Below are 24,141 nucleotides of genomic sequence, written 5' to 3' on the forward strand. Positions count from 1 at the left end.
AACTCCCGTTAGCTGGCCAAAGCTCTCGCGACAGCGATGAGTGTCTTATGCGAGATTATCGTTTGATCTAAGCGATCTCCGTACGAATCCAATTTATCGTGGTCAACCGAGCCGTACTCGACATGTACAAATCTGTCTTCTACCCACTTCTCCTCAAAAATTAGAAAAATCTCCGCCCTCAGGATAGGTCGCTCGAATCTAATGGATATAGAGCCCGGATAATCATCCGTTACACCGAGATAGTTCTGGATCCCCATTTCCTTGATTAAGGTCTCAAGGTCGTCACCGAGCGTTGACCACCGCTCTCCGACTCCGGTATAGTTTTTGGCTCCGGCTTTACTCACGCGTAGATCTCTAAATAGAGGCAGGTTCTCCTTTACATCTTTGGCAAGAGCACAACCGTTGACGGCGATCAGCAAGTTGGCAGCGTCTCTCTCATTCATTTTTGCAGCAGAGCGTCCCCTACCACCTTGGGATAGGTACCCAGATTCACGTGCAGCGCGCGCGAAGATGCCGACAGAAACTTCGTCGAGTCCTTCGACCAGAGCCACAGTGCGGACCAGATCGCTTAGGAGCGCCATGAACCCTGCTCCCTCATATGAAATAGCTTCAGATGGTTGACGGGTCAAGGCCCATCTGAGCTTATATCAGAAGGGCGCGGACCGCGTGAACCTCGCGCCCCTTCATGGAAGAGGTGTCAATGGCTACGATTCGTAAGAGGGAACTGCCGAGCGGCAAGATCGCTTGGCTCGCCTCCTACACGGATGGAGGCGGCAAGCGCCGTTTTAGGCAGTTCGCGACCCGAAAAGAGGCAGACGCGTTCCTGACACGGGCACGCTCAGAGGTCGCACACGGCGTCCACATTCCGGACTCTCAGAGCATGACGGTCGGGCAGGCCGCCGACGCTTGGCTGAAGCACGCGGAGGAGGGCGGCCTGGAGTGGTCGACGGTGCTGCACTACCAGCAGCACGTGAACGAGCACATCCGGCCGCTGATCGGGAGTCTCCGGCTGACGCAGGTCACGACGCCACGGGTCTACAGCTTCGCCGAGGAGCTTCGGGCGAAGGGACGGTCGCCGGAGATGGTGCGCCGAGCCGTACAGTCGCTCGGGCGGATTTTCCGCTTCGCGAAGGGCAGGGGGCTTGCCGGTCAGAACCCGGTAGCGGACGTGAAGCTGAAGCGCTCGAAGCGCGATCAGGCCCGGGTTGAGATTCCGACCCGCGAGGAGCTGCGCGCGATCCTCGGTGCGGCTCAGGGTCGCTGGCGGCCGCTCATTGTCACGGCGATGTTCACGGCCCTGCGGGCTAGCGAGCTTCGAGGCCTGCGGTGGTCCGACGTCGACCTGAAGCGGCGCGTCCTCACGGTGAGGCAGCGCGCCGATGCCTGGAAGCGGATCGGGCCGCCGAAGAGCGAAGCTGGCACTCGTGACGTGCCGCTCGCGCCCATGGTGGTGAACACGCTTCGGGAGTGGCGCCTCGCGTGCCCGAAGGGCGAACTCGACCTCGTTTTCCCGTCCGGGGCCGGGCAGGTGGAGCACCACCCCAACATCATCGCCCGCGGCTGGGAGCCGACGCAGATCGCGGCAGGCGTGGTCGAGATGGTCGACGGCAAGGACAAGGCCGGAAACCCGGCGAAGGCCGCCAAGGGGCGCTACAACTTCCACGCCCTCCGGCACGCGGCCGCCTCGATGTTTATCGAGAGCGGCATGACGCCCAAGCGCGTACAGGCGATCATGGGCCATTCGAGCATCATCGTAACCTATGACACCTATGGGCACCTTTTCAGCGACGACGAGGCTGACCAGAACGCGATGCGAACCATCGAGGAGCGTCTCCTCGGCTAATTGCACAACACGGCTGCAACACCGCTGGAAAAACTCTTAATAATTCAAATAGGTTGGTTGGACTCTGACTCCGTTAGTCGTGGTTCGAATCCACGTCCCCCAGCCACTTGAATTCCCTACGCTTTCTCCATTCCTTGATAAGAGCATTCAGGCACGGTCGGGTGTCCGGTCGGGAGAATTCATTCTCGTTTCGAGCTTGCGCACCGCGGCCAGGGCCAGTGCCGGATCGCGGTTGAGGTAATGGGCATCGAGGATTGACCTGACGTCTCGCAGCGAGTGCCCGGTCAGCGTCGCGATCTCGGCCTCGGAGCAGCCCGCCAGCGCCAGCCGGCTCACAGCAGTGCCGCGCAGGTCGTGGAAGGTGAGCCCCCGGATGCCGGCCGCGCGGCACGCCTTACCCCACGACGAGCGGAAGCCGTCGCCGGTCCAGGGCCGGCCCTCCGAGTTCACCAGGATCACGGGGCTCACCCGAGGCGCCGCGTCGAGCGCGGCCCTGAGCGGGGCACCGACCGGGATGACGACGCGCGCGCCGGTCTTGCCCTGCTTCAGGCGGACCGTCTCCCCGTCGTAGGCGGACCAGGGCAGGCGCAGCAGGTCGCCCTGCCGCTGACCTGTCCAGAGCGCCAGGATGAGCGGCAGGTGCAGGTGGGCGGGCGCCGAGGCGAGGAATCGCCGCTCGTCGTCATCGGTCCAGACCTTGTCCGTGCGACTGGCCCGGTAGAGGCGTCCGCCGCGCTCACAGGGGTTCGCCAGGATCAGCCCGCGGTCGAGGGCCCACGACAGGATCCGGGCGAGCACGCTCCACGCGTAGTCGGCTTGTCGGCGGGAGCGCACCGCGAGCCGGTCGCGCCAGGTCAGGAATTCGCCGCGCGTGCGCCGATCAGTCAGGGCACCGAGCGGGAAGTCGCCGAACTCCTGTTCGATGACCTTAATGTGCCTGACGTAGTCGGCCCGGGTCCGCGGCTCCTTCCCGAGGAAGGAATCGCTCGCCTGGAAGCCCTGGATGAGGGAGAGCAGGACGCCCTGCTTCGTCTCCACCCTCCGCGCCACGGCGGTGTTGTAGGACGCCATGAACTCGGGCGTGCCGGGTTCGCCCTCCAGGCGCGGGCCGCCTTTCCACGCGTACCAGTACGTGCGCCACGTGCCGTCCGCGAGTCGCTTGCGACGGGAGTTGATGCCCTTAAGCCGGACGCGCATCGCGTTTGGCCCTCCACGCGTCGAATTCAGTGGCCGTCTCGGCCTTCGCTGGCTCGCCGGAGTGGATCACGATCGTGCCGTCCGCAATCTCGACGCGATCGACCTTGAGGCCTCCAGCCTGTGCGCCGGATACAGCCCGGGCGATCTGTGCCTTGGTGATGGTGCGGCGGCGCGGCACGGTCAGCTCTCCTAACTGCCCCGGCGATTGCTGCGAAGATCAGCAAGTCTTTCATTCACGCGATTGTACAATATATTTAGATTGATTATCAGCCTTGTAGACTTGCTACTAAATGTTTCGCTGCCCTCGAAAAGTTGTGCATACTGGTCGCCCGTCCTTACATTTACTAAATTGACTGCGGCGGAATTGACAACTCCCTCTTCCGGATCTTGGAAAGTTTCGTGACCAAATGTTACCAGAAACGTCTTTCCTTCTGGAAACAATTGCCCGGGCTCGAGATCGACCAAATCTTCTGGATTATGAGCTACAGAAACGAATAATGTGTAACGAACCGCTTCTGTAGCGACTATGCCCGCCTTATCTGGAGAGAATCCGAATTTAACGAGTTCATTCATTATAGCATAGCAATACATACTCCTTAACGTTATAATAGTTCTGCCTCCTTTTGATTTAGGTTTTTGGTCGAATTTACTAAGATAAACTGCCCCTCTCTGAATCCATGAGCGCAATGTGTTGAATTCCATTCCGACAACATCTGCCGCATCGGATAGCAGCAATTGGGGAATATCCAAATACGATGTCGTGACCATCGCGCCTCTCACAGATCGAACTATGCGCGAGATGCCTACCTGATGCAAGTGCGTCATTTCGGCTGCAAGCTCATCGAGTCGGCGCTTATGATGCCGCCGTGGGAATCATCAGCTCTCTCACCACAATAACCGCGAGCTGTTTGAAGGGCTCGTCGCGGTCCGGGCTGCCGGCGAGAGCGAAATCCTAAAGTAGGCGTGCCTTGGCGAGCATGTCCGCCGTCGGCCGGGACGGTTCCGCGATGGCGCGACTTATCGGGGCTTGTCCTGGGAGGAACTCCGCATCGTAGCGGCCGCTGGGCCAATCGTCCACAGAAGCAGCCTGCTCGACTCAGGGCGTTACTCAGCAGCCCAGGCGCAGGTATGGGCGAGGTCGGAGTGCTCCGTTGTAGCCTCGTTCGGCAGGGTAGGATCCACAGCGAGCGGGAGCGTGGCCGCACAGCACGGTGCGGCGCGCCTGCGTCGAGCCCCAGAACGCCGAAGATTCCGCCGAGCTTGCCGCCGCCGCTGGGCGGCCTCTGGGCGGCTCCCTCCGGCCCTGGCGGCCCGGTTCACGCCCGGCGAGGTCGCGGTCCTGGCCGTGGTAGCCGCCGAAGCCTGCCGGCGCGGCGACTGCCGCCTCGCTGTGGGCCACATCGCGGCGCTGGCGGGCGTCTGCGAGACCCTGGTGAGGAACGCCCTCCGGGAGGCCGCCCACCTCGGCCTGGTGACCGTCGAGGAGCGCGCGATCACGGGCTGGCGCAACGATACCAACGTGGTGCGCCTCGTGTCGGAGGAGTGGCGCTCCTGGCTGCGCCTCGCCACGGGCCGGCAGGCGCCCGCCCCGGCGCTCCGGTTGCCCCACGACCAGGGCGGCCGCAGACCCGCCACCTCGTATGCGGGGGGAGGGTGCAGATCCGTGCAGGGCACGCCTACTGAGAGGGATAAACCTGTGAATCCAGGGCAGCGGAGCCCGGGTCAGGCTGCCGGGGGGCAGGGTCGCAGGCCCGCCACCGCCACCTAGAGGTGCGGGCCAGGATTCGCGGAAGCGGGGCGCGGCAGGGCCGGGAGCTCATGCGTGGTCGTCATGCGATGGATCGCGAGCGTCCGCTCGGCCGAACATGGACACCCGGCTTCATCACGGCTCAGAACCGGCACCAGACCATTTGGCGCAAGAGGATCCGATGCAGGAGGTCAGCCGAGACGACGATCCCGAGGAGACGAGCGCGGTCGTGGGGCCGTCGAAGCCCCGGCTCCTGCGGGTGCTCGGCCCCGGCCTCACCACGGGCGCCTCGGACGACGACCCGAGCGGCATAGCCACCGAGGGTCAAGGCGTTTGAGGTCCACCGTTATGAACCGGGTTCCGGCGAGAACCCCCGAATGGACACCCTCGAGGTCGGCCTTGAAAATTGCGCCCGATGGTCCTTGCGAGCGCGCATGTAGGGGGCAGGGTTGCCGGACATGGATGAGGCAGCGATTGCGCGGGCCATTCACGTCACTGCGGTGGTCGTCTGGATTGGAGGCGTGGCCATGGCCACCACAGTCGTTCTGCACCTGGTGCGGCGCAAAGGGGCGCCAGTGGAGAAGCGGCTCGCATTGTTGGAGGCGGTGGAGGGCCGGTTCGTCTGGCAAGCCAGAATTGCGACCGTGCTGGTCGCGCTCAGCGGCTTCTACATGATACAGTGATATAACCTCTGGAGCCGCTTCGCCTCGCCCGAGTTCTGGTGGATGCACGCGATGCTGACCACTTGGCCGATCTTTACGCTCCTGCTCTTCGTGATCGAGCCCTTCCTGATGCATGGCTGGGTCCGCAACCGGGCGCTGTCTGGAGACGAGTCCGCGTTGTCCCAGCTGCACGGAGTTCACTGGGTCTTGCTGATGCTCGGTCTCGTCACCGTACTCGCCGCAGTGGCCGGAACCCACGGCGTGGCGTTGCTGCCCTGAACGGTCCGCTATGCGGCCCAGCGCTCCGAACTCGCCAAGAGCATTGGCCTCGGTCAGCAGCGCCGTAAGCGCAAGTGACTGCTGGCTCGACATGAACCGAATATCTAGGGTGCCGGCCAAGCAGCAGGTGGTAAGTTCCTGTCCTGCCGTGAATGCCACTGCAAGCTGGTAGCGGTGGCGAGGGAGAAGCCGAATGTCAGATCTTGCAACCCTGCGCGGCCTCTCCGGTCTTAGTCCGGAGCCCGCATCGCTCAAGCGGTCGGCGCTCCTGCTGATCGACTTGCAGGAGACCTACCGCAACGGGGTGATGCGCCTTGAGGGGGCTGAGCCTGCGATCCGCGAGGCTGCAGCCCTGCTGGCGCGGGCGCGCGACACCGGCATTCCCGTCTTCCATGTCCGCCACGATGCCGGGCCTGGCTCGCCCTACGATGTTTCGGCACCGATCGGTCAGATCAGCCCGGAGGTGGCGCCGCAGGGTGATGAGGCGGTGATCACCAAGACCTACCCGAGCTCCTTCGTCGGCACGGATCTGGAGAAGCGGCTGCGCGCGGCGAATGTTCAGGACGTGATCGTAGCGGGGTTCATGACGCATATGTGCGTGAACTCCACCGTGCGGAGCGCCTTCAGCCTCGGGTTTCGTCCGACGGTGGTGGCCTCTGCGACGGCAACCCGCGACCTGCCTGCGCCAGACGGCAGCGTGGTGCCCGCGTCCCAGCTGCAAGTCGCAAGTCTCGCTGCTCTCGCCGACCTCTTCGCCGTGGTCGCGCCGAAGCAAACTGATATCCCGGACTGAGTTTCGCGCCGAGTTTATCCTGCACGGCACATGGACAGGATGTTTGTTATTGGGCGGCCAAAAGGCCGCCCTTTCTGATTATCTCACAATTCAAGACCGAAATACGTGCCCGCTAGTATGGCGAGAGAACGACGATTTTTCAGCCACTTACATCTGTCAGGCTCGCGTGTTAGAAAATCAAAGTCGGACGGCAGCGGCTTCCCGCACGCCTGTCACACCGGTGAAGGATGCTTTCGGCAGTGCGGTCAGCAACGCCAAGCTCCCGGCCGCAGGCAAGATGGAGAAAGCCGAGGGCCGTGCCCAAAGATGCCTACGGCGGGGTGAAGGACACCCTGCGCGGCCGCTGAGCCTCAACGCACCGGTGGAGGCCTCTCGGCACCCACTGCGCGCAGCCCGCCGAGACGTCCGAGCGGGGAGCGAAGCCCGAACTGCCGGGTTATCACCTCGCAGAAATCGGCATCGTGGTCGCGCCTCATCGCGCAGCCGTTCTGCGGGGAGAGGCATATGGCTATCGACGTTCGTTCTGACCTTCGCCGGCCGACCACGCTGGCCTTGGCCGCGCTGAGTGTGCTGCTCCTGGTCATTCTGCTCGTCTCGAGCATCTCGCACTCTCGGCAGCGGCAAGCCCAGGAGCAGCAGATTGGAAATCTGAATAGCCAGCTTGCAGCGGTACAATCAGAGCTGCAACAGCAGACGCGGGCTGCGGGAACGCTCAAAGAGTTGCAAGCAAAAATTGCAGCGACAGAACAGCAAAACACGCAGACCGCGCAAGCTGCACAGCAAGCACAAGCGCAGCTCCGCGAATTGGAGCAGAGCAGGCAGGTCGCCGAGCAGAAGGCCAGGGATGCCCTGCAAGCCGCTCAAGCACCAACGCAGCGCCTTGCAGAGCTGCAGTCCGATGTCCAGAAGGCCGGCCAGCAGGTGGCGACTCTACGCGAGGCGGCCATCTCGGCAGAGCAAACAGCGGCGGCCCGCACCCAGGAACTCTCGGACGTCGGACGGCGGGTAGAAGAGGCGCGCAAGCAGGAAGCGAAGCTGCGAACCGACTTGGCCGCTCTGGCGCAGGAAGCGACCGCGAAAACTGCCGAGTTGGCTGACGCCGAACAACGACAGCAGCAGGCCCGTGAGGGCTTGGCGGCGGCGCAGAAGGAACTGCTGCAAGTCCGAGCCGATCGGGAGCGCGTCGCCCAGCAGCGAGGTGAGTTGGATCAGACCATCACCAGCCTCACTCAAGCTCGCGATAAGACATCGGCCGACAAGAGTCAGATCGAGCAACAGCTCCAGCAGACCCGAGACTCGCTGATGTCCGCACAGAAGGACGTGGCCGCTGCGCAGGCTGAGCGTGACCGGCTGACGGGCGAGCGTGGACAGGTTGAGCAGGCCATCAAGGCTCTGACCGGCAATCGAGAGAAGCTCACCAGCGACCTCGAGTCCGTTCAGAAGCGGTATGCGGAGGCCCAGGCACAGCTTGCGACGCTGACGGAGAACCTCGCGGCGAAGAACAAGGAGGTTGCCGACCTGGAGGGTCGTCTTCGCACGACCCGGCAGGAACTCGCCGAGGCACAGGGCAAGCTGGCCGACGCCCGCCAGCAGTTATCCGGTCAGCCCGCTGCGGACGGCTCCGCGCCCGCCGCGACAGGAAGCACATCACCTGAAGGTGAGACGAAGCCGCAGTAGAGAGGCTGGCCCGCAACAGCCTTTCCCTTGCCCCGGAGGTGTAACCGAGATCCAAGAGTTCCCGACGGTGTGCGAGGCGATCCGCACGGCGGGCCTGTCGCAAATGCGAACGGGCCCCGTTCACGGCCCATTAGCTATACCCACCCAGCTTGCCGCCTCCGCCTCGGAGCCGGCCCATGATCCTGAATGCCCTCGCCCTCAAGCTGAAGCGCCCAGCCGGCGGAGATTTCCGGGGCCGGCACTTCGAGGCCACCCTGATCGTGCAGGCCGTGTCCTGGTACTTGCGCTACGCCCTGAGCTACCGCGACATCGAGGAGATGCTCCTGGAGCGCGGGATGGTGGTCGATCACTCCACCATCAACCGCTGGGTGCTGTCCTACGCGCCGACCATCGAGAGCCGCCTGCGCCGGTTCCGCAAACCGCACTGCGGCTCCGTGCGCGTGGATGAAACGTACATCAAGGTACGCGGCCAATGGCGCTACCTGTACCGGGCCATCGACAAGCATGGCGAGGCGGTCGACTTCCGGCTCACCGCCAACCGCGATCTGGATGCGGCCAAGCGGTTCTTCCGCAAGATGCTGCAGGATCAGCCGCTTCTCGCGCCCGACCGCATCGGCACCGATGGCGCCGGCCCGTACCCGTCGGCGATTGCTGAGAGCCGCAAGGAGGGCCTGCTGCCGCGCACGCCCACGCACCACGTCACCAAGCGCCTGCAGCAAGGGATCAAGAGCGACCACTTCCGGGTCAAGCGGGCGATGCCGCGGGTGGGCGGGTGTCAACGGGCTTCGAACCTTCCGCAATTTCGGGCGCGCAATTTTCCTCAGATCGGCGGGCTCGGCGGTCAGGCGATGCCGAGGTGAGCACCTCCATTCTTGGGCGGGCGTCCGCGCCGACGCGGAGGCGGGGCGAGCGGCGGAGCCTGCAGGGCTGCCTTCGAGCGGATGTGCTCGGGCATGAGCGCGGTGTGCTGGCGCAGCCGGTAGCTTGAGCCCTCGATCTGCACCACCACGGCGTGGTGAAGCAACCGGTCCAGCAGCGCGGTCGCCACCACCGGATCGCCGAACACCTCCCCCCACTCTGCAAAGCCGCGGTTCGAGGTCAGGACCATCGCGCCCCGCTCGTAGCGCGCGTTGACGAGCTGGAAGAACAGGTTGCCCCCGCCCGGCACCACCGGCAGGTAGCCGATCTCGTCCACGATCAGCAGCGCCGGCCGGCAGAAGTAGCGGATCTTCTCGCGCAACGTTCCTTCCCGCTCGGCCCGCGCCAGCGTTCCCACAAGGTCGGCCAGGGTGGTGAAGTACACGCTGCGGCCCGCCTTCACCGCCTCGACCCCGAGGGCCACCGCCAAGTGGCTCTTGCCGGTGCCGGGCGGGCCGAGGAAGTGCAGCACCTCGCAGCGGTCCACGAAGCCCAGCTCGGCCAGGGCCAGGATGCGGGTGCGGTCGAGCGAGGGCTGGAAGGCGAAGTCGAAGCCCGACAGCGTCTTGACCGTCGAGAGCCGCGCCATCACCAGCGCGGTCTTCACCCGCCGGCTCTCGCGTAGGCTCAGCTCCTCGCTCAGCAGGGCATCGACCGCCTCCAGCGCGCTGAGTTCGCCGCGCTCCAGCCGCCGCACGGTGGTGTCGACGATCTCCAGGGCGCGCGGCATCTTCAGCCCTACCAGCGTGGCCTTGATCCGCTCGACCAGTGGGGGGATCAGCTCGCCAGTTCCGCTCATGCCGCGTCTCCCCGGTCGGTCCTGGGCACGCCGGCTCCCGCGAGTTGGCGGGCTACGGCGTCGTAGATGGCCAGCGGGCGACGCGCGACCTGGTCGCCGGCGCGCCTGACGACCACCGGCTCGGCAGGGTCTCGTGGCTCGGGCGGGGGAGATCGCGGCCGCCGATGGGCTGGATCGACCTGCGTCAGCCCACGCCCTTCCAGGGGCAGGTGGCAGGCAACGAGCTCACCCGCCTCGTAGATGCGGATCTGATCGGCCAGCACGTGCACCTCCAGGGCGCGGCGGCGGGTGGTGTCGGGCACGCTGTAGAGATTGCCCGCCACCGAGACGAAGCCCTCGTGGGTGACGCGCCGCTCCAGGCTGAGCACGGCTTCGTAGGGCACGGGCGGCAGCGCCCGCAGCTGGCTGCGCTCCTCCGCGAAGGCGTCGGCGACGATCCGCTTGGTCGTGGCGTGCCGGCGGGCGTTGGCCACGGTGTCGAGCCAGTGCCGCAGCTGGTCGTTCAGGTCGTCGAGGTTGCGGAACGAGCGGGCGAGGAAGAAGTCCTCGCGCAGGTAGCGGAACGGGCGCTCGACCTTGCCCTTGGTCTTGGCCCGGTAGGGACGGCAGGCGCGCGGCAGGAACCCGTAGTGGCGCGCGAGATCGAGAAGGCTGCGGTTATAGATGACCAAGCCGTCGGGATCCTCGCCGATCACGGCGGTCTTCATGCGGTCGTAGAGGATCTCGCGCGGGGCGCCTCCAAGGGCCTGGAAGGCGGCGATGTGGCAGCGCAGGACCGTCTGCAGATCCTGGTGGACGACGAAGCGGGCCCAGAGATAGCGCGAGTGGCCCAGCACCATCGCGAACAGCCAGACGATGCGGGTCACGCCCGGCTCGTCGGCGAAGACGACCTCGAAGCGGGCGAGGTCGACCTGGGCCTGCTCGCCCGGCGGGGTCTCGAAGCGGCGCTCGATAGGCAGAGGAGCTGAGGGGCGAAGCAGGGCCACGGCTCGCTTCACGGCGGTGTAGGCCCCTGCGAAGCCGCGCTCCTTCAACTCGCGCCAGAGACGGACGGCCGTAAGCTGCGGGTAGGCGGCCAGGCGCTCGCGCAGGTAGGGCAGGAAGGCGTCGGTGGCCCGCGCGCGGGGGGATCGCGGTCCGTAGACGGGCGGCTCGAGGCCGCGGGCGATGTACTTGGCGACGGTCTTGCGGTCGAGGCCGAGCTGGCGGGCGATGGCGGTGACCGAGAGGCCCTGCCGGTGGAGGTCCAGGATCGTCATGAGTTCCCCGAGGCTGACCACCGCGCCGCTCCCTCCCGCCACGGGGACCAGCTTCGGTGAGACGGCCGCCGCGCGGGCATCCCGCCTCAAACAGGAGGCTCAGGGGCGGCCGGGAGGGTGGGGAAAATTGCAGGCCCACAAGTGAGGAGGATCCAACGCCCGCTCACAGGCGGGTTCCGGTCGTTCTCCACGGCCCGACGCACGATCCGGGGCTTCGAAGCCATGTTGTGGCTGCGCAAGGGCTTCGGGTTCTCGGGGGCATGGACCGTGCGCGAGCAGAACCAGCTGCTCACCTGCTGCTTTGGACTTCCCGTCGCGAACAAAGCGTGAAAGCGGGGCCGAGCAGGCCCTTCTGCGGCCTGGACCCAAGATTGCGACAGGCCCGTCCGTCCCACGCTGCACTGCCCACCCCTCCCAGGTCGAGCGGTAGATCCGGCGATTTGGGCGACCCCGTCTGTCGGGGGTCGATACTGGCCCGGCCCCGCCCAGGGTGACGGCAGCAACGTTCTCGATACTCGTAGCTCCTAGCACGTTTGAGGGATGACATTGTCATCATTGCTAACTACAATGTCCTAATTGGTGGGAATACATCGAATTGAGCGCAACCGATCATCCTGTGGTGCGGGACTAGCAGGTCAGGCCATGCATAGCGAGATCCGCTTTGAGCCGATCAAGAGCGCAACCCGGTCTAACGGCGAGGAAGCTGTGCTGGTCTGGGCCAATCATAATCTGGTAGCCCTGCTTGTGAGAGCTGATGCGCAGTGGTTTTTGCAATTTGGACTAGGACCTTGTGAGCGAGAGGGCCTGCTATTTCACGATTTAGCCGATGCTGAGCATTGGTTTCTTGAGTGCATTGCGCGAAATAGCTGGAGAACTAATTACAACCTGTTCCAGGCCTGAGAACATGTGGACACCAAAGTGGTCTTGAAATAGGATCTCAGTCCTATGAGCGGCGCTCGGAGGACAGGTGTTAGTCGGACTGCCTCTCCTGAAGGCATTTGAGCGAATATGCTGCGGAGGCAGGCAGGACACGACGAGGGACGAGTTTCGCTATCACTCCGTGCCTGCTCGGGTATAACTCGGGCGCTGATCCGTCGGACGGAGTTCTCATGCCTGACCTCTTTTCGCCGTTCATGCTCAAGGATGTCACGCTGCGCAACCGCATCGTCATGTCTCCCATGACGATGTACCGCTCGCCGCCTGACGGCACGGTGACGGACTTCCACCTCATGCTGATCGGCTCGCGGGCCGCGGGCGGCTTCGGGTTGGTGTTTCCGGAACAGATCGCCATTCAGCCCGACGGCCGCACGTCGACGCACTGCGCCGGCCTGTGGGACGATGCACAGATCGACGGCCTGCGGCGCATCAACCGTCTCGTCAAGGACATGGGCGCGGTGCCTGCGATCCAGCTCGGGCATACCGGCCGCAAGGGCAGCGAGAACCGGCCCTGGGACAAACCCCGCCAGCAATACGCCCCCGATCATCCCGAGGGGTGGCAGGTGCGCGGCCCCTCCGCCGTGCCCTACGGCGGCCGCTTCCACCACCCCGTGCAGGAAATGTCCGTGGCCGAGATCCACGAAGTCCATGCGAGCTACGCGTCCGCCGCGCGCCGCGCCGCCGAGGCGGGATTCGAGTGGCTCGAGCTGCACTTCGCGCACGGCTATCTCGGCGCGAGCTTCTTCTCGCCCATCGCGAACAAGCGGACCGACGCCTATGGCGGATCGCTCGAGAACCGCGTCCGCTTCCACCTCGAAGCGATCGACGCGGTCAAGGCGGTCTGGCCGGAGCGCTTGCCCTTGACGATGCGCCTCGGCTCCGACGACCTGAACGAAGAGGGCGTTCAGTTCGACGAGTCCGTCGTCGCGGTGGGCTGGATGAAGGAGCGCGGGCTCGACTTCGCGGACCTGTCCATCGGTCTCAACACGGATGACATGAGAGCGCCGCCGTTCAAGCAACTCGCTTTCATGGTGGAGCGTGGCGCGCGCGTTCGACGCGAGTGCGGCATCCCCGTGGGCGTGAGCTGGAACCTCGGCGTTCCCGCGGAGGCCGACCGCGTGATCCGCGACGACCTGATCGACCTCGTGTTCATCGGGCGCCCGGCGCTCGCCAACCCCCACTGGCCGGTCTGGGCCGCGCGCGAACTCGGGCACCCCGATCCGTTCTCGCTCGTGCCGGAGGATTGGGCGTGGTGGCTGCGGAACTTCCGCGCGAGTTCCGAGGCCATCGGTTGGCCGCCCTTACCGAGCCCTCCCGTCGATCCGACGTCTCCCGCTCAGCGCGGCTCCGTCGCGCGCTCCGAGTAATCCGTCAGTCTCGGACGGCCGCGCCGCCCCTGGCGCCGATGGCGCCCGTCCGGACGGGACCTTACGGCTTCGTCACGAGCGGGCACCTGCTCTTGGAGAGGGGCTGGAAGGCTTCGTCGCCCGGAATCGTGGCCAGCACCTTGTAGTAGTCCCACGGAGCCTTGGACTCGCCCGGCTTCTTCACCTGGACCAGGTACATGTCGTGCACCATGCGCCCGTCGGCGCGGACCTTGCCGCTCTCCGTGAACATGTCCGCGATCGGAAGCTCCTTCATCTTGGCGGCGACGGCCTTGCCTGCATCCGTGCCGGCGGCCTCGACCGCTTTCAGGTAGTTGGTGACCGCGGAATACGCGCCCGCCTGAATCTGAGACGGCATCTGCTTCGTGCGCTCGAAGAAGCGTTTCGACCAAGCGCGCGTCTCTGGCGTGCGGTCCCAATAGAACCCGGTGACGAAGGTGAGATTCTGCGCCTCCTGCAGGCCGAGCGAATGGACGTCTTGGATGTACATCAGGAGCGGCACCACGCTTTGAGTCGTGGTCAGCCCGAACTCGCGCGCTGCTTTGATGGAGTTCACCGTGTCCGAGCTGGCATTGCCCAGCGCGATCACGTCCGCCTTCGAGGCCTGGGCCTGCAGCAGAAACGACGAGAAATCAGGGGAATTGAGCGGGTGAAAGACTGTGCCGACGAGCTTCGCGCCCGCCTCTTCGGTAAACTCCTTGAGCGCGCCGGCCACCCCTTTGCCGTAGGCGTAGTCGGCGGCGAGAACGAACCACTTCTTCTTCCCGAGTTCGCTCATCGACTTCACGACGCCATGCGCTGCCGAATACGTGTCGTAAACGTAGTGGATCGAATTGGGCGTGCAATTCTCGTTCGTCATGATCAACGAGGCGGTGCCCGTCATCAGGGTCAGCCGATTTCGTTCTACGGCCAAATTGTTGACGGCGAGTGCCACGGACGTGTTGTTGAGGTCGACGACGGCATCAACCCCCTCGCGGTCGAACCAGTTGCGAGCGATGCCCGCGCCGGTGTCCGCCTTGTGCTGATGATCGGCCGATACGATCTCGATAGGCCTGCCGAGAACCTTGCCGCCGAAGTCTTCGACAGCCATGCGGGTCGCCTCGACTGAGCCCTTCCCGCCCACGTCGGCATACGGACCGGACATGTCGGTAAGGACGCCAATCACGACCTTGCCGTCTGTCAAATCCGCGGCGAGGGCCGGTGCGCTTGCGAGCGGGTTCAACGCCAGGCACAGCGCGCTGGCGACCAGTCCTGCGGTTTTCATCGAGGTGCCCCTGTCATTTGGCGTGAAACCGCCTTGGTCGACATCGCGCGCCGCGCGTTGGCTGTCGCGAGGGTGGCGAGCACGTCCGAGTGCGCTCCCGCATCTTGTATGTTGCAAATCAGTGATCGCACCCGGAGGCGAGATCCGGGACCGGCCGACATGCGCGATCTCGATCCGAAAGGATCCGCTTCCCCCCCCTCTTGCGGCGCTTCGTGTTGTCCGACTCACGTTGGCTGCCTGCTCAATCACGTTCACCTCCGCGAGCCGAACGCCGCGGTCTTCGTCACTGGAATTTATCGTCGAGCCACTCCGTGCACTCGGGCGCGTTGCACTTGACGCAGCCAAACCAAGCATTCGTCAGGACCGTCAGTCAGAAAATTCTGGCAAGTACTCATTTCAGTATTTTCCAAGGATTTAAATTCTCGGATGACCAGCAGATTTTATCCCGAAGCCGTATGCATTACATTTTTGGTGTACTTCCAACTGTGAAACTGGGATCGGTCCGCAGACCGATCCCATGGCTTCATCATCGAGGCAGTTCGGAGTGCGCCGTGCCGCGCCCCTCACTCGAACATATCTGGCTGCGTCTCGGCGATGTGGCTGTACAGCGTCTGGAAATGCAGCCAGCCAATGTAGTCGCTCCCGACGTGCTCACGGCTATAGCGGGCGGTTTTCTCCGACAGCACCTGCGGCTTGATCCCGGTGGCTTCGATCAGGAGTTGCTGCTGACAGGCCCGCTCCAAGGCGATGAACCAGAAGGCCGCATCATCGATGCTGTGGCGACTGCAGGTGAGCAGGCCATGGTTCTGATGCAGCACGCCACGATTGAGGCCGATTTGCTGAGCAACCGAGAGTCCACTCTTCTCTTCAACCGCTACAGCGCCCGCCGAAGCGCCGATCACCGCGTGGCTGTTGTAGAAAGCAGCCGCATCTTGGCTGATCATATCCAGCGGGCGGCCCGTGGCGCACCAAGCCGTGCCGTAGGTCGTGTGCGCGTGGCACATCGCCATCACGTCGGGATACTCTTCGTGCACGGCGGCGTGCAGGACAAAACCGGCGCGGTTGATCGCGTGGCGGCCTTCGACGACGCGGCCCTTGTGGTCGGCCAGGATGAGGTTGGACATCCTCACCTGGGAGAAGTGCACGCACATCGGGTTGGTCCAGTACAACTCCGGGCGCTCGGGGTCGCGGACCGTGAGGTGCCCGGCGAAGCCGTAGTCGAAGCCGTGCATCGCGAAAGCGCGGCAGGCTGCAACGAGGTGTTTCTTGCGGTACTCGCGCTCCTCAGCGTAGCTGGCGAATTCCGGCACATCCGGAAAGATCAGGTCGGCCTGCTCAGGCTGATAGATCGAGGTTCTCTTGCGGCCGGCGCTGTCGTTCGGCAGATCGATGGCGATGTCGTGGTCGGAATGATCGTCAAGCATGAGAAATCCTTTCGTCGGTGTATGGGAGAGGGATCGGCATCAGCGGTTGGCGGGGCGCTAAGCGCGCAATACAGAAATATCTCTGGCCCGCGCAAATCCTATCCGAGAGCCGCGACGGCTTTGACCGTTACTCCGTCGGTGTGAAGCGAGAAGATTCTTCGCCTCTGCTTCTTTGAGATCCTCCTTGGCGAACAGCCCGGTCGACAGGAGGTGAAGGTGATGGTGACGAACAAGGGCGGATGCAGGTGTGATTGATCCCAGCCGAGGCCGGCATACGCCTCGGCAGCATCACCGGGATGCCCGTGGCGCGGGCGATCAGCCCACCAAGTGCATGGAGCCACACGTGCCGGCGCCGATCAGGCCGACCCGGACAGCCCGGCCTTCGCTCGCACGCCACTGCGGCTTGAAGAACGAAGCCATGTCGCGACGTCCCTGAGGGGCGCGGTCGGTCCGATCTCGGGTTCGGTCCCCGCCGCGGTTGCATTCTTTCGCGAGATCGTCGTTAGCATTCGATTCCGTGCACGCCCATGCGAAGAAACGCAAAGGCGCCGTGCACGAATGCGCATTCCTCGACGCGGCGGTCCGAGAGCGATGTCCGACTTCGACTGGAACGACCTGCGGGCCTTTCTGGCGGTTGCCCGGGCAGGGCGGCTGACGGTCGCCGCGCAGCGCATGGGGATTGATCACTCGACCCTGAGCCGCCGCCTCTCCGCCCTGGAGAGCGCCCTCGGTACGCGCCTGTTCGGACGCCGCCCGTCAGGCTTCGTCCTGACCAGTGACGGCGAGCGGCTGCTCGGCGATGCGGAGCGGATCGAGAGCGTGGCGATCACCCTGCGCGCGCGCCTGGACGAGGCCTCTCACCAGGTGAGTGGCACCGTGCGGGTCGGCACACCCGAGGCCTTCGGAACCACCTTCCTCGCGCCACGCCTCGCCCAGCTCTTCGCCGCCCAGCCGGCGCTCGAGATCGAACTCGTGGCCAATCCGCGGAGCTTCAGCCTGTCGAAGCGCGAAGCCGATCTCGCCGTCACCCTGACTCGACCGGAGACCGGCCGGCTCTTCGCCCGCAAACTCGTCGATTACGCGCTCGGCCTCTACGCGGCGCGCAGCTACGCGGAGGCTGCGGAGGCGATCCGCACGGTGGACGACCTGCATCGCCACCGCTGGGTCGGGTACGTCGAGGATCTGCTCTGGACGAGCGAACTCAACTATCTCCCACAGGTCTCGTCCGCGATCCACCCGCAGGCGCGGATCTCGAATGTCATTACTCAGATGGAGGCGGTGCGCGGGGGAGCGGGCCTTGGCATCCTGCCGCACTTCCTGGCCCGCGGCCACCCGGACCTCATCGCCGTCCTTCCGCAGGAGGTGCGGATCGTTCGGGCCTACTGGCTCATCGCTCATGCGGATACTCGCGACCTTCCGCGAGTCAGGCTGGTCTCGGAGTTCCTGACTCGGCAGGCCGAGGCCGCTGGCGATGCCTTCTGGCTGGCCGCACCATAGGGCCAAGCCTGGGCAGGCGTTGGGCAGGGATCTCCACCGACTGCGCTCGGCTCTCCTCCACGCCCATGAGCCATCGGCGGTAGGCCTGGATCGTCTGCCGCGCACCACCGACGCGCCGGACGCCAGAGACCCGCCAGGTGCCCGGTGACGGGGAACCAAAGCCATACTTCAGGGCGGACCACTCCGATGGGGGCTGATCAAGACGGCATCAACACGATCAATGTCCAGAATACGCGATCCGCGTGAACAGCGTGTAGTTCGACTCGAAGCTCATGATTGTGACGAAGATCAGGATCGCAGTCGGTGGCACTAGGATCGCGTAGATCAAGGCCAATCGCTCCCAGGCAAGATGCATGAACACGGCCACGATGAGCCCTGCCTTGACGATCATGAACAGGAGGATCAGCGACCAGCGCAGGGCGCCCTCGAGATGAAAATAATCGACCAGATAGGAGCAGGCGCTCAGCACGAACAGCCAGCCCCAGACGAGGAAATAGAGCCGGATCGAGTGGCTCTCGCCCGTGCCCTGGCTTCCAGCCGCGTGCATCGGATCCTCCTACCAGAGATAGAACAGGGCGAAAATGAAAACCCAGACGAGGTCGACGAAGTGCCAGTACAAGCCGACGATCTCAACGTTCTCGTAGCGCCCGCGCTGGCTCGTGAAGAAACCGCGTCGACCGGTGTCGAAATCACCCCGCCAGACTTTCCGGGCGATGATCAACAGCACGATGACGCCGATGGTCACGTGGGTGCCGTGGAACCCGGTAATCATGAAGAATGTCGAGCCGAACTGATGCGCTCCCCAGGGGTTTGACCAGGGGCGCACGCCCTCGCGGATCAGCTTCGTCCACTCGAAAGCCTGCATGCCCACGAAGGTGGCGCCGAGCAGCGCGGTGACTCCCATGAGCAGGGCCGTTGTCCGGCGGTCACGCCGATAGCCATACGCGACCGCCATTGCCATGGTGCCGCTGCTGGAGATCAGCACAAAGGTCATGATAGCGATCAGAAGCAGGGGCAGCTTCGCGTGCCCGATCTCAAGCGAGAAGACCTCGCTCGGATTCGGCCATGGCACCATCGTCGACATGCGGACCGTCATGTAGCCGACGAGAAAGCAGCCAAAGACGAAGGTGTCGCTGAGGAGGAAGATCCACATCATGGCTTTGCGCCACGAGGCGCCGGTGAAGGCCTGGCGGTCGGCTCCCCACTCGTCCGAGAGGCGCTGCCGCCGGGTCGGCGGGCTCTCCGCGGAACTCATCGATCGTAGGAGCGTGTCGGTCATGGCGGCCTCTCGCGGCGGTCAGACGGGGCGGCACACGGCGTCGATGAGACCCGACCACGGTGTCCTGAACAGGAATCCGAAAACGACGAGCCAGATCGCCAGGAGCGCGTCCCAGTAGAGGATGCAGAGATCGATTCTCCCGCTCACCCGCGCCCGCGATCCGGCCCGTGGAGCGGCGAGCGTGATCAACCCGAGGGCGGCGATGCCGCCTGCGAGGTGCAGGCCGTGCAGGGCTGTGATCAGGTAGAAGAAGGATCCCGCGGCATCTGCCGTGCGCCCGAGCCCCGCCTCCCAGAGCAGCCTCCATGCGAGGCCCTGTCCGCCGAGAAACATGACACCTGCCACCGCCGCGACGCGGAGCGCGACTTGCGCCCCGTCCGAGTCGCCTCGCCGCTCTGCCGCTCCTGCCCCGTGGAGCGCGAGGCTCGCGACGGCCAGGAGGCCTGTACTGAGCCAGAGAAGGCGCGGATCGACCGGGATCCGCGCGCTTCCGGGCGGCACCCGCATTCCGTAGGCCGCGATCAGCAGCGCGAAGAGCAGACCCACCGCAGCCAGGAAGACCCCGAGACCCAGCTTGGCGGCCCCCATCTCTCGTCCCGGCGCCAGGACCGCGGGCGGGCCGGCCCCCGGACGATGTCCGGTTGCTTGCTTCGCCATGCGGAGATCGGCTTCGCTCAGGCGCCGCGCCGGCTCGCTGAGCCCGGATCCGCCTGGATCGAGCGGATCCGAGATCAGCCAGGGCTTGGCGGTGAGCTGCTGCCGCGCCAGCCACCGCGCCGCGATGGCGCCGAGCCCCGCGAGATAGAGGAGCACCAGGGTCACGGCGCCGCTCCCCCCGGAAGTGGGCCGGGCTGGTTCTGCGGCACGAAATCCTGGTCGGCGCCGGGCACGCTGTAATCGTAGGGCCAGCGATACACGACGGGCAGCTGCGCGCCCCAATTGCCGTGCGCGGGCGGGGTCTCGGGTGTCTGCCACTCCAGGGTCGTGGCGCGCCAGGGATTGCTTCCGGCGGGCGCCCCGCGCGTGAGGCTCCGGATCAGATTGCCCAGGAACACGACCTGCGCGGCTCCGACCAGGAAGGCCGCCACGCTGATGAAGGCGTTGAGCGAGGCGACCGAGTCGGGGACGAAGCCGAGCCCCGTGATCTCGAAGTAGCGTCGCGGCACGCCGAGCAGTCCGAGATAATGCATCGGAAAGAAGATCGCGTAGGCACCCAGGAACGTGACCCAGAAGTGCACACGGCCGAGCCGCTCGTCGAGCATCCGCCCGGTCACCTTGGGGTACCAATGATAAATTCCGCCGAAGATCACGAGGATCGGCGCGACGCCCATCACCATGTGAAAATGGGCGACCACGAACAGGGTGTCCGAGAGCGGGACATCAACGACGACGTTGCCGAGGAACAGGCCGGTGAGGCCGCCGTTCAGGAACGTCACGATGAACGCGATCGCGAACAGCATTGGGACCGTAAGGTGAATGTCACCCTGCCACAGCGTCAAGATCCAGTTGTAGACCTTGATGGCGGTCGGCACCGCGATGATGAGCGTGGTCGTCGCGAAGAAGAATCCGAAATACGGGTTCATGCCGCTCACGTACATATGGTGCGCCCAGACCACGAAGCTGAGAGCGCCGATCGCGACGATCGCCCAAACCATCATTCTATAGCCGAATATGTTCTTTCGGGCATGCGTGCTGATGAGGTCGGAGACGATGCCGAAGGCCGGCAGAGCCACGATGTAGACCTCGGGATGGCCGAAGAACCAGAACAGGTGCTGGAACAGAATCGGCGTGCCGCCGCCGTACTTGAGGCGCTGCCCGGCCTCGATGATGGCGGGCATGAAGAAGCTTGTCCCGAGGAGGCGATCGAGAAGCATCATCACGGCCCCGACAAACAGGGCCGGGAAGGCGAGCAGGGCCAGGACCGTCGCCGTGAAGATGCCCCAGATCGTGAGTGGCATGCGCATCAGCGTCATTCCGGGTGCCCGCGCCTGCAGCACCGTCACGACGTAGTTCACCCCGCCCATCGTGAAGCCGATGATGAACAGGATGAGCGAGGCGAGCATCAGCACGATGCCCCATTCCTGCCCGGGCGTGCCCGAGAGGATGGCCTGGGGCGGATAGAGGGTCCATCCGGCGCCGGTCGGCCCGCCAGGCGCGAAGAAGCTGGCCACCAGCACCAGCACGGCAAGCAGGTAAATCCAGTAGCTCAGCATATTTACGTAAGGAAATGCCATGTCCCGTGCGCCGAGCATCAGTGGGATCAGGTAATTGCCGAAGCCGCCGAGGAACAGGGCCGTCAGCAGGTACACCACCATGATCATTCCGTGCATGGTAATGAACTGGTAGTACTCGGAGGGTCCGATAAAAGAGAGGAGGCCCGGGAAGCCGAGCTGGAGCCGGATGAGCCAGGACAAGACGAGGGCCACGAGGCCGATCGCCATGGCGGTGCCGGCATACTGGACGGCGATGACCTTGGCATCCTGACTGAAGACGTAGCGCGTGAGCCAGCTGTGCGGGTGATACAGCTCGACCTCATCCAGTTCCGAACCCGGGAAGGGACCTGCGGTCCCGACAGGCGTATCGGCCATGGCACGTCCTCTCAGTGGTCCTCGGCCATCCGTCGTCGGAGGCCGGCGTCGCGTGGTTCCCTGGTGGGTCGGGCGGCGAAGTTCGAGAAAGTCTTCTGCTGGTCGAGCCAAGTCCGGTAAGCGGGCTCCGCGTCCACAACCACGCGTCCGCGCATGGCGTAATGGTTGACGCCGCAGACCTCGTTGCAGATCGCGTCGAAAGCGCCCGTCCGGGTCGGCGTGAACCAGAAATAGGTCACCGTCCCGGGGATCACGTCCATCTTGGCCCGGAATTCCGGAACGTAGAAGTCGTGTACCACGTCGAACGAGCGGAGCAGCAGCTTCACGGGCCGCCCGAGCGGGAGGTGCAGGTCGCCCTCGTCGATCACGACGTCGTCCTGCCCGGCCGGGTCGTCCGGATCGAGGCCGAGCGGATTCGTGTCGCTGACGAACTGGATCCCGGCGGCACCCAAGCGCCCATCGGCGCCGGGCAGGCGGTAGCTCCAGCGCCATTGCTGGGCGACGACCTCGACCTGGGAGGCCGAGTCCGGGACTCGCACGAACTGCGCCCAGACCGCGAGACCCGGGGCCAGCATCGCCGCCACGCCGAGCGCCGTGACCGCCGTGAGCCAGCCCTCGAGACGCCGGCTCTCCGGCTCATAGGCCGCCCGTTGCCCGGGGCGATGGCGGAAGCGGGCAAGACAATAGGCGATGAACAGCACGATCAGCGTAAAGACGGTGCCCGTGATCCAGAACGTGATGATGAGCGTCGTGTCTATGTAGCCCCAGTTGGATGCGATCGGCGTCCACCACCATGGGCTGAGGAGATGGAAGGCGACCGAGCCGAGGGCGATAAGCACGAGAACCAGCGGCATGGCCAGCTCCTGCATCCGTCTCAAGGGCCGGGACAGGATCCACGCGGCCCATCGTGACGAGGCGACGACTCCTGGAGCGCTCCTCGCCAGCGGGGAGACCGGTTCGGCGTAACGGAGCGCGAACACTCACGGCTTCAGGGAAGCACGGCACGCCGGTAGAGGTGCCACGTTGCGTGCCCTAGGATCGGCAGAACGAGTGCGAGCCCGACGAAGAGCGGCACCATGCCGATGACCAGCAGGCCCGCAACGATGAGGCCCCAGAGGATCATCACGAGCGGGTTCTCCTGCAACAGCGCCACCGACGTCTCGATCGCCGTCCCGGCATCGGCTCCTCGGTCGATGATCAGCGGGAACGACACCGCGCTGACCGCGAGCGCGACAAGCGAGAAGGCTGCGCCGACGAGGTTGCCGAACACGATCAGCATCCAGCCCCTCGGGGTTGTCAGCACCTCCTCGGCGAACGCGAACACCGAGTCGTGCGTCGCTCGGCCGAAGAGAGCCCAATACAGCCCCATCGCAGCGATGAGCCAAGCGATGAGAATCAACATCAGAAGGAACCCGACCGCCGCGATCGCTCCGCCGTTCCGGCCGGTCAGGAGCTCGTAGGCATGGGTCCAAGCGGTGTCGAGGCCCTGCTCCCGCCGCCGGCTCAGCTCGTAGAGCCCGACCGCCGCGAAGGGGCCGATCAACGCGAAACCGGAGGCGAGCGGGAAGAGGATCGGGATGAGATCATACTCGAAGATCACGGCCGCGATGATGATGCCCGCTATGGGGTAAATGGCGATGAGGAAGATCACATGCGTCGGCATTGCCACGAAATCTTCAAATCCTCTTGCCAGGGCCGTCAGAAGGTCCTGGCGAGTGATCGAGCGCAGGCGCGGACGCACGAATGTCTGGTGTGAGTACTCGGCATGAAGCATCGTCATCGCCTCGCCCTCCATATGGAAGACTCGAACTGCGTCAGGTCGTGAATTCGTCCTTATCTCGTAAATACTGCCAAGCTTTCGCGCGCGAACCCGGACGCGCGAACCCGGACCTTATACGATTAATTTTTGCCGCTGTCGCGAAATTTCCATTGGTGAGTGGAGGCCCCTGTCGGCCCGACGTGGCCTTTCGATCGTCAGGCGTCCTCGCGCGCGCTTTCTGATCGTGTGCTTGCCGCCGAGCCGTCATGCCACGCTGCGTCTCGCATCGAGACGACCGATGATGCCGCGGATCATGGGCGTACGCCCGGTTGGGTGGCGGCCTCGTGCTTCTGAAGGAGTCATCAGGTGATCGCCCTGCGCGGCTCCGCCGTCGTGGCGCAGGGGGCCATCGACCGAAGACTGTCGTGCACTTCTCCGCCCTCCTGTCGCGGCTTCGCCCGCGGCAGCAGGGGTTCAGGCCCCTCAGGCTTCCTCCGTGCTGCGCGCGTGCTGCGCGCGAGCCCCGATCGCGAACAGGTGGGCCCACACCGCACGCTCCCGCGTGAGCCGCGGAAACACTTTCTCGAACGCCGCGATACACTCCTCTGCCGACGGATCGTGGAGCCGCCTCACGATCTCGATCGAGCGCTCATGGCCAGAGGTCTTCACGCCCGCCAGCATCTGCACGTCATATCAAGGCTTATCACGATCCTCTTCGATCGGTCTCTCCAACTGTATGAACGGAATGTCGAGCACCTGTTCCAGTGAAACCGCCGATCGGCCGCCGAGCATTGCGCCAAGATTCTGCTTCCGTCACTGAAGAATGACTTTCACG

24 protein-coding genes and 3 pseudogenes are annotated in these 24,141 nt (G+C 64.7%); 12 read left to right on the top strand and 15 right to left on the bottom strand.

Translation table 11 applies throughout. The annotated features are described in order from the left end of the window. Window positions 1-8 precede the first annotated feature (8 nt). Window positions 9-581, bottom strand: a complete 573-nt coding sequence (locus M446_RS37375; RefSeq protein ID WP_012333648.1) for a hypothetical protein — start codon at window positions 579-581, stop codon at window positions 9-11. A 119-nt stretch (window positions 582-700) separates the two neighbouring features. Between M446_RS37375 and M446_RS18575 the strand changes: the two genes are divergently transcribed. Continuing rightward, window positions 701-1,843 carry a tyrosine-type recombinase/integrase gene (locus tag M446_RS18575; RefSeq protein ID WP_012333649.1) on the top strand — a complete coding sequence of 381 codons (1,143 nt, stop codon included), beginning with the start codon at window positions 701-703 and terminating at the stop codon, window positions 1,841-1,843. 147 nt (window positions 1,844-1,990) lie between these two features. On the opposite strand, the gene M446_RS18580 is transcribed toward M446_RS18575, so the two are convergent. The 3 genes from M446_RS18580 to M446_RS37380 are packed head-to-tail and all read right to left on the bottom strand — an operon-like array spanning window position 1,991 to window position 3,808. Beyond that, window positions 1,991-3,040: a tyrosine-type recombinase/integrase gene (locus M446_RS18580; RefSeq protein WP_012333650.1), complete on the bottom strand. Its 1,050-nt coding sequence runs from the start codon at window positions 3,038-3,040 to the stop codon at window positions 1,991-1,993. Next, window positions 3,024-3,218, bottom strand: a complete 195-nt coding sequence (locus M446_RS18585; protein WP_012333651.1) for a hypothetical protein — start codon at window positions 3,216-3,218, stop codon at window positions 3,024-3,026. The genes M446_RS18580 and M446_RS18585 overlap by 17 nt, the downstream gene beginning before the upstream one ends. 11 nt (window positions 3,219-3,229) lie before the next feature. Next, the gene (locus M446_RS37380; RefSeq protein WP_150108697.1) at window positions 3,230-3,808 is read right to left on the bottom strand and encodes a hypothetical protein; all 579 of its coding nucleotides are present in this window, start codon (window positions 3,806-3,808) and stop codon (window positions 3,230-3,232) included. 577 nt (window positions 3,809-4,385) lie between these two features. Here M446_RS37380 and M446_RS18590 point away from each other — a divergent pair. From M446_RS18590 to M446_RS18610, 7 genes and pseudogenes are all read left to right on the top strand, one after another. Beyond that, a complete protein-coding gene (locus tag M446_RS18590) occupies window positions 4,386-4,808 on the top strand; it encodes a hypothetical protein (RefSeq protein ID WP_415926889.1) in 423 nt (140 codons plus the stop codon). 160 nt (window positions 4,809-4,968) lie between these two features. Next, window positions 4,969-5,115: pseudogene (locus M446_RS37385) on the top strand (divalent metal cation transporter); the annotation flags it as partial. A gap of 130 nt (window positions 5,116-5,245) precedes the next feature. After that, complete coding sequence (locus M446_RS39025; RefSeq protein WP_265576380.1) at window positions 5,246-5,470, top strand: hypothetical protein; 225 nt, start codon at window positions 5,246-5,248, stop codon at window positions 5,468-5,470. Between the two features lie 51 nt (window positions 5,471-5,521). Beyond that, entirely contained in the window at window positions 5,522-5,728 is a 207-nt protein-coding gene (locus tag M446_RS39030; RefSeq protein ID WP_265576381.1) for a hypothetical protein, read from the top strand. A gap of 193 nt (window positions 5,729-5,921) precedes the next feature. Next, a complete protein-coding gene (locus M446_RS18600) occupies window positions 5,922-6,521 on the top strand; it encodes a cysteine hydrolase family protein (protein WP_012333652.1) in 600 nt (199 codons plus the stop codon). A gap of 504 nt (window positions 6,522-7,025) precedes the next feature. Continuing rightward, window positions 7,026-8,198, top strand: a complete 1,173-nt coding sequence (locus M446_RS18605) for a hypothetical protein (RefSeq protein ID WP_012333653.1) — start codon at window positions 7,026-7,028, stop codon at window positions 8,196-8,198. 176 nt (window positions 8,199-8,374) lie between these two features. Beyond that, window positions 8,375-8,971 (top strand): annotated as a pseudogene (locus M446_RS18610) (IS6 family transposase); the annotation flags it as partial. A gap of 68 nt (window positions 8,972-9,039) precedes the next feature. Here the strand turns inward: M446_RS18610 and istB are convergent. Together istB and istA are read right to left on the bottom strand one after the other, a co-directional pair. After that, window positions 9,040-9,915: an IS21-like element ISMtsp8 family helper ATPase IstB gene (gene istB, locus M446_RS18615; protein ID WP_012290057.1), complete on the bottom strand. Its 876-nt coding sequence runs from the start codon at window positions 9,913-9,915 to the stop codon at window positions 9,040-9,042. After that, the gene (istA, locus tag M446_RS18620; RefSeq protein WP_012290058.1) at window positions 9,912-11,195 is read right to left on the bottom strand and encodes an IS21-like element ISMtsp8 family transposase; all 1,284 of its coding nucleotides are present in this window, start codon (window positions 11,193-11,195) and stop codon (window positions 9,912-9,914) included. Before istA ends, istB begins: the two co-directional genes overlap by 4 nt. Before the next feature lie 144 nt (window positions 11,196-11,339). Between istA and M446_RS18625 the strand changes: the two are divergent. The 3 genes and pseudogenes from M446_RS18625 to M446_RS18630 all read left to right on the top strand — a co-directional run. Next, window positions 11,340-11,504: pseudogene (locus M446_RS18625) on the top strand (IS6 family transposase); the annotation flags it as partial. 312 nt (window positions 11,505-11,816) lie between these two features. Continuing rightward, complete coding sequence (locus M446_RS37390) at window positions 11,817-12,074, top strand: hypothetical protein (protein ID WP_150108698.1); 258 nt, start codon at window positions 11,817-11,819, stop codon at window positions 12,072-12,074. A gap of 209 nt (window positions 12,075-12,283) precedes the next feature. Beyond that, entirely contained in the window at window positions 12,284-13,477 is a 1,194-nt protein-coding gene (locus M446_RS18630; protein WP_012333655.1) for an NADH:flavin oxidoreductase, read from the top strand. 61 nt (window positions 13,478-13,538) lie between these two features. Here M446_RS18630 and M446_RS18635 read toward each other — a convergent pair whose 3' ends face one another. Both M446_RS18635 and M446_RS18640 read right to left on the bottom strand, forming a co-directional pair. Further along, window positions 13,539-14,759: an ABC transporter substrate-binding protein gene (locus M446_RS18635; RefSeq protein ID WP_012333656.1), complete on the bottom strand. Its 1,221-nt coding sequence runs from the start codon at window positions 14,757-14,759 to the stop codon at window positions 13,539-13,541. Window positions 14,760-15,322: 563 nt separating this feature from the next. After that, window positions 15,323-16,183, bottom strand: coding sequence for a class II aldolase/adducin family protein (locus tag M446_RS18640; protein ID WP_012333657.1), 861 nt, complete (start codon window positions 16,181-16,183; stop codon window positions 15,323-15,325). Between the two features lie 591 nt (window positions 16,184-16,774). Here M446_RS18640 and M446_RS18645 point away from each other — a divergent pair. Then, window positions 16,775-17,680 (top strand): LysR family transcriptional regulator, encoded by a 906-nt coding sequence (locus M446_RS18645; RefSeq protein WP_012333658.1) that lies wholly within the window; start codon window positions 16,775-16,777, stop codon window positions 17,678-17,680. A 217-nt stretch (window positions 17,681-17,897) separates the two neighbouring features. Here M446_RS18645 and M446_RS18650 read toward each other — a convergent pair whose 3' ends face one another. From M446_RS18650 to M446_RS18680, 7 genes are all read right to left on the bottom strand, one after another. Then, entirely contained in the window at window positions 17,898-18,227 is a 330-nt protein-coding gene (locus M446_RS18650) for a cytochrome C oxidase subunit IV family protein (protein ID WP_012333659.1), read from the bottom strand. 9 nt (window positions 18,228-18,236) lie between these two features. Continuing rightward, window positions 18,237-18,935 carry a heme-copper oxidase subunit III family protein gene (locus M446_RS18655; RefSeq protein WP_085984498.1) on the bottom strand — a complete coding sequence of 233 codons (699 nt, stop codon included), beginning with the start codon at window positions 18,933-18,935 and terminating at the stop codon, window positions 18,237-18,239. Between the two features lie 42 nt (window positions 18,936-18,977). Next, entirely contained in the window at window positions 18,978-19,781 is an 804-nt protein-coding gene (locus M446_RS18660; protein ID WP_012333661.1) for a heme-copper oxidase subunit III, read from the bottom strand. Beyond that, window positions 19,778-21,547 (bottom strand): cytochrome c oxidase subunit I, encoded by a 1,770-nt coding sequence (gene ctaD, locus M446_RS18665; RefSeq protein WP_012333662.1) that lies wholly within the window; start codon window positions 21,545-21,547, stop codon window positions 19,778-19,780. Before ctaD ends, M446_RS18660 begins: the two co-directional genes overlap by 4 nt. An 11-nt stretch (window positions 21,548-21,558) precedes the next feature. Further along, a complete protein-coding gene (locus M446_RS18670; protein ID WP_198293052.1) occupies window positions 21,559-22,407 on the bottom strand; it encodes a cytochrome c oxidase subunit II in 849 nt (282 codons plus the stop codon). A 128-nt stretch (window positions 22,408-22,535) separates the two neighbouring features. Continuing rightward, complete coding sequence (locus tag M446_RS18675) at window positions 22,536-23,327, bottom strand: DUF2189 domain-containing protein (RefSeq protein WP_236728660.1); 792 nt, start codon at window positions 23,325-23,327, stop codon at window positions 22,536-22,538. Window positions 23,328-23,789: 462 nt separating this feature from the next. Beyond that, window positions 23,790-23,987 (bottom strand): hypothetical protein, encoded by a 198-nt coding sequence (locus M446_RS18680; protein WP_043701405.1) that lies wholly within the window; start codon window positions 23,985-23,987, stop codon window positions 23,790-23,792. Between the last annotated feature and the right edge of the window lie 154 nt (window positions 23,988-24,141).

The sequence above is a fragment of the Methylobacterium sp. 4-46 genome (assembly GCF_000019365.1).
GTDB lineage: Bacteria > Pseudomonadota > Alphaproteobacteria > Rhizobiales > Beijerinckiaceae > Methylobacterium.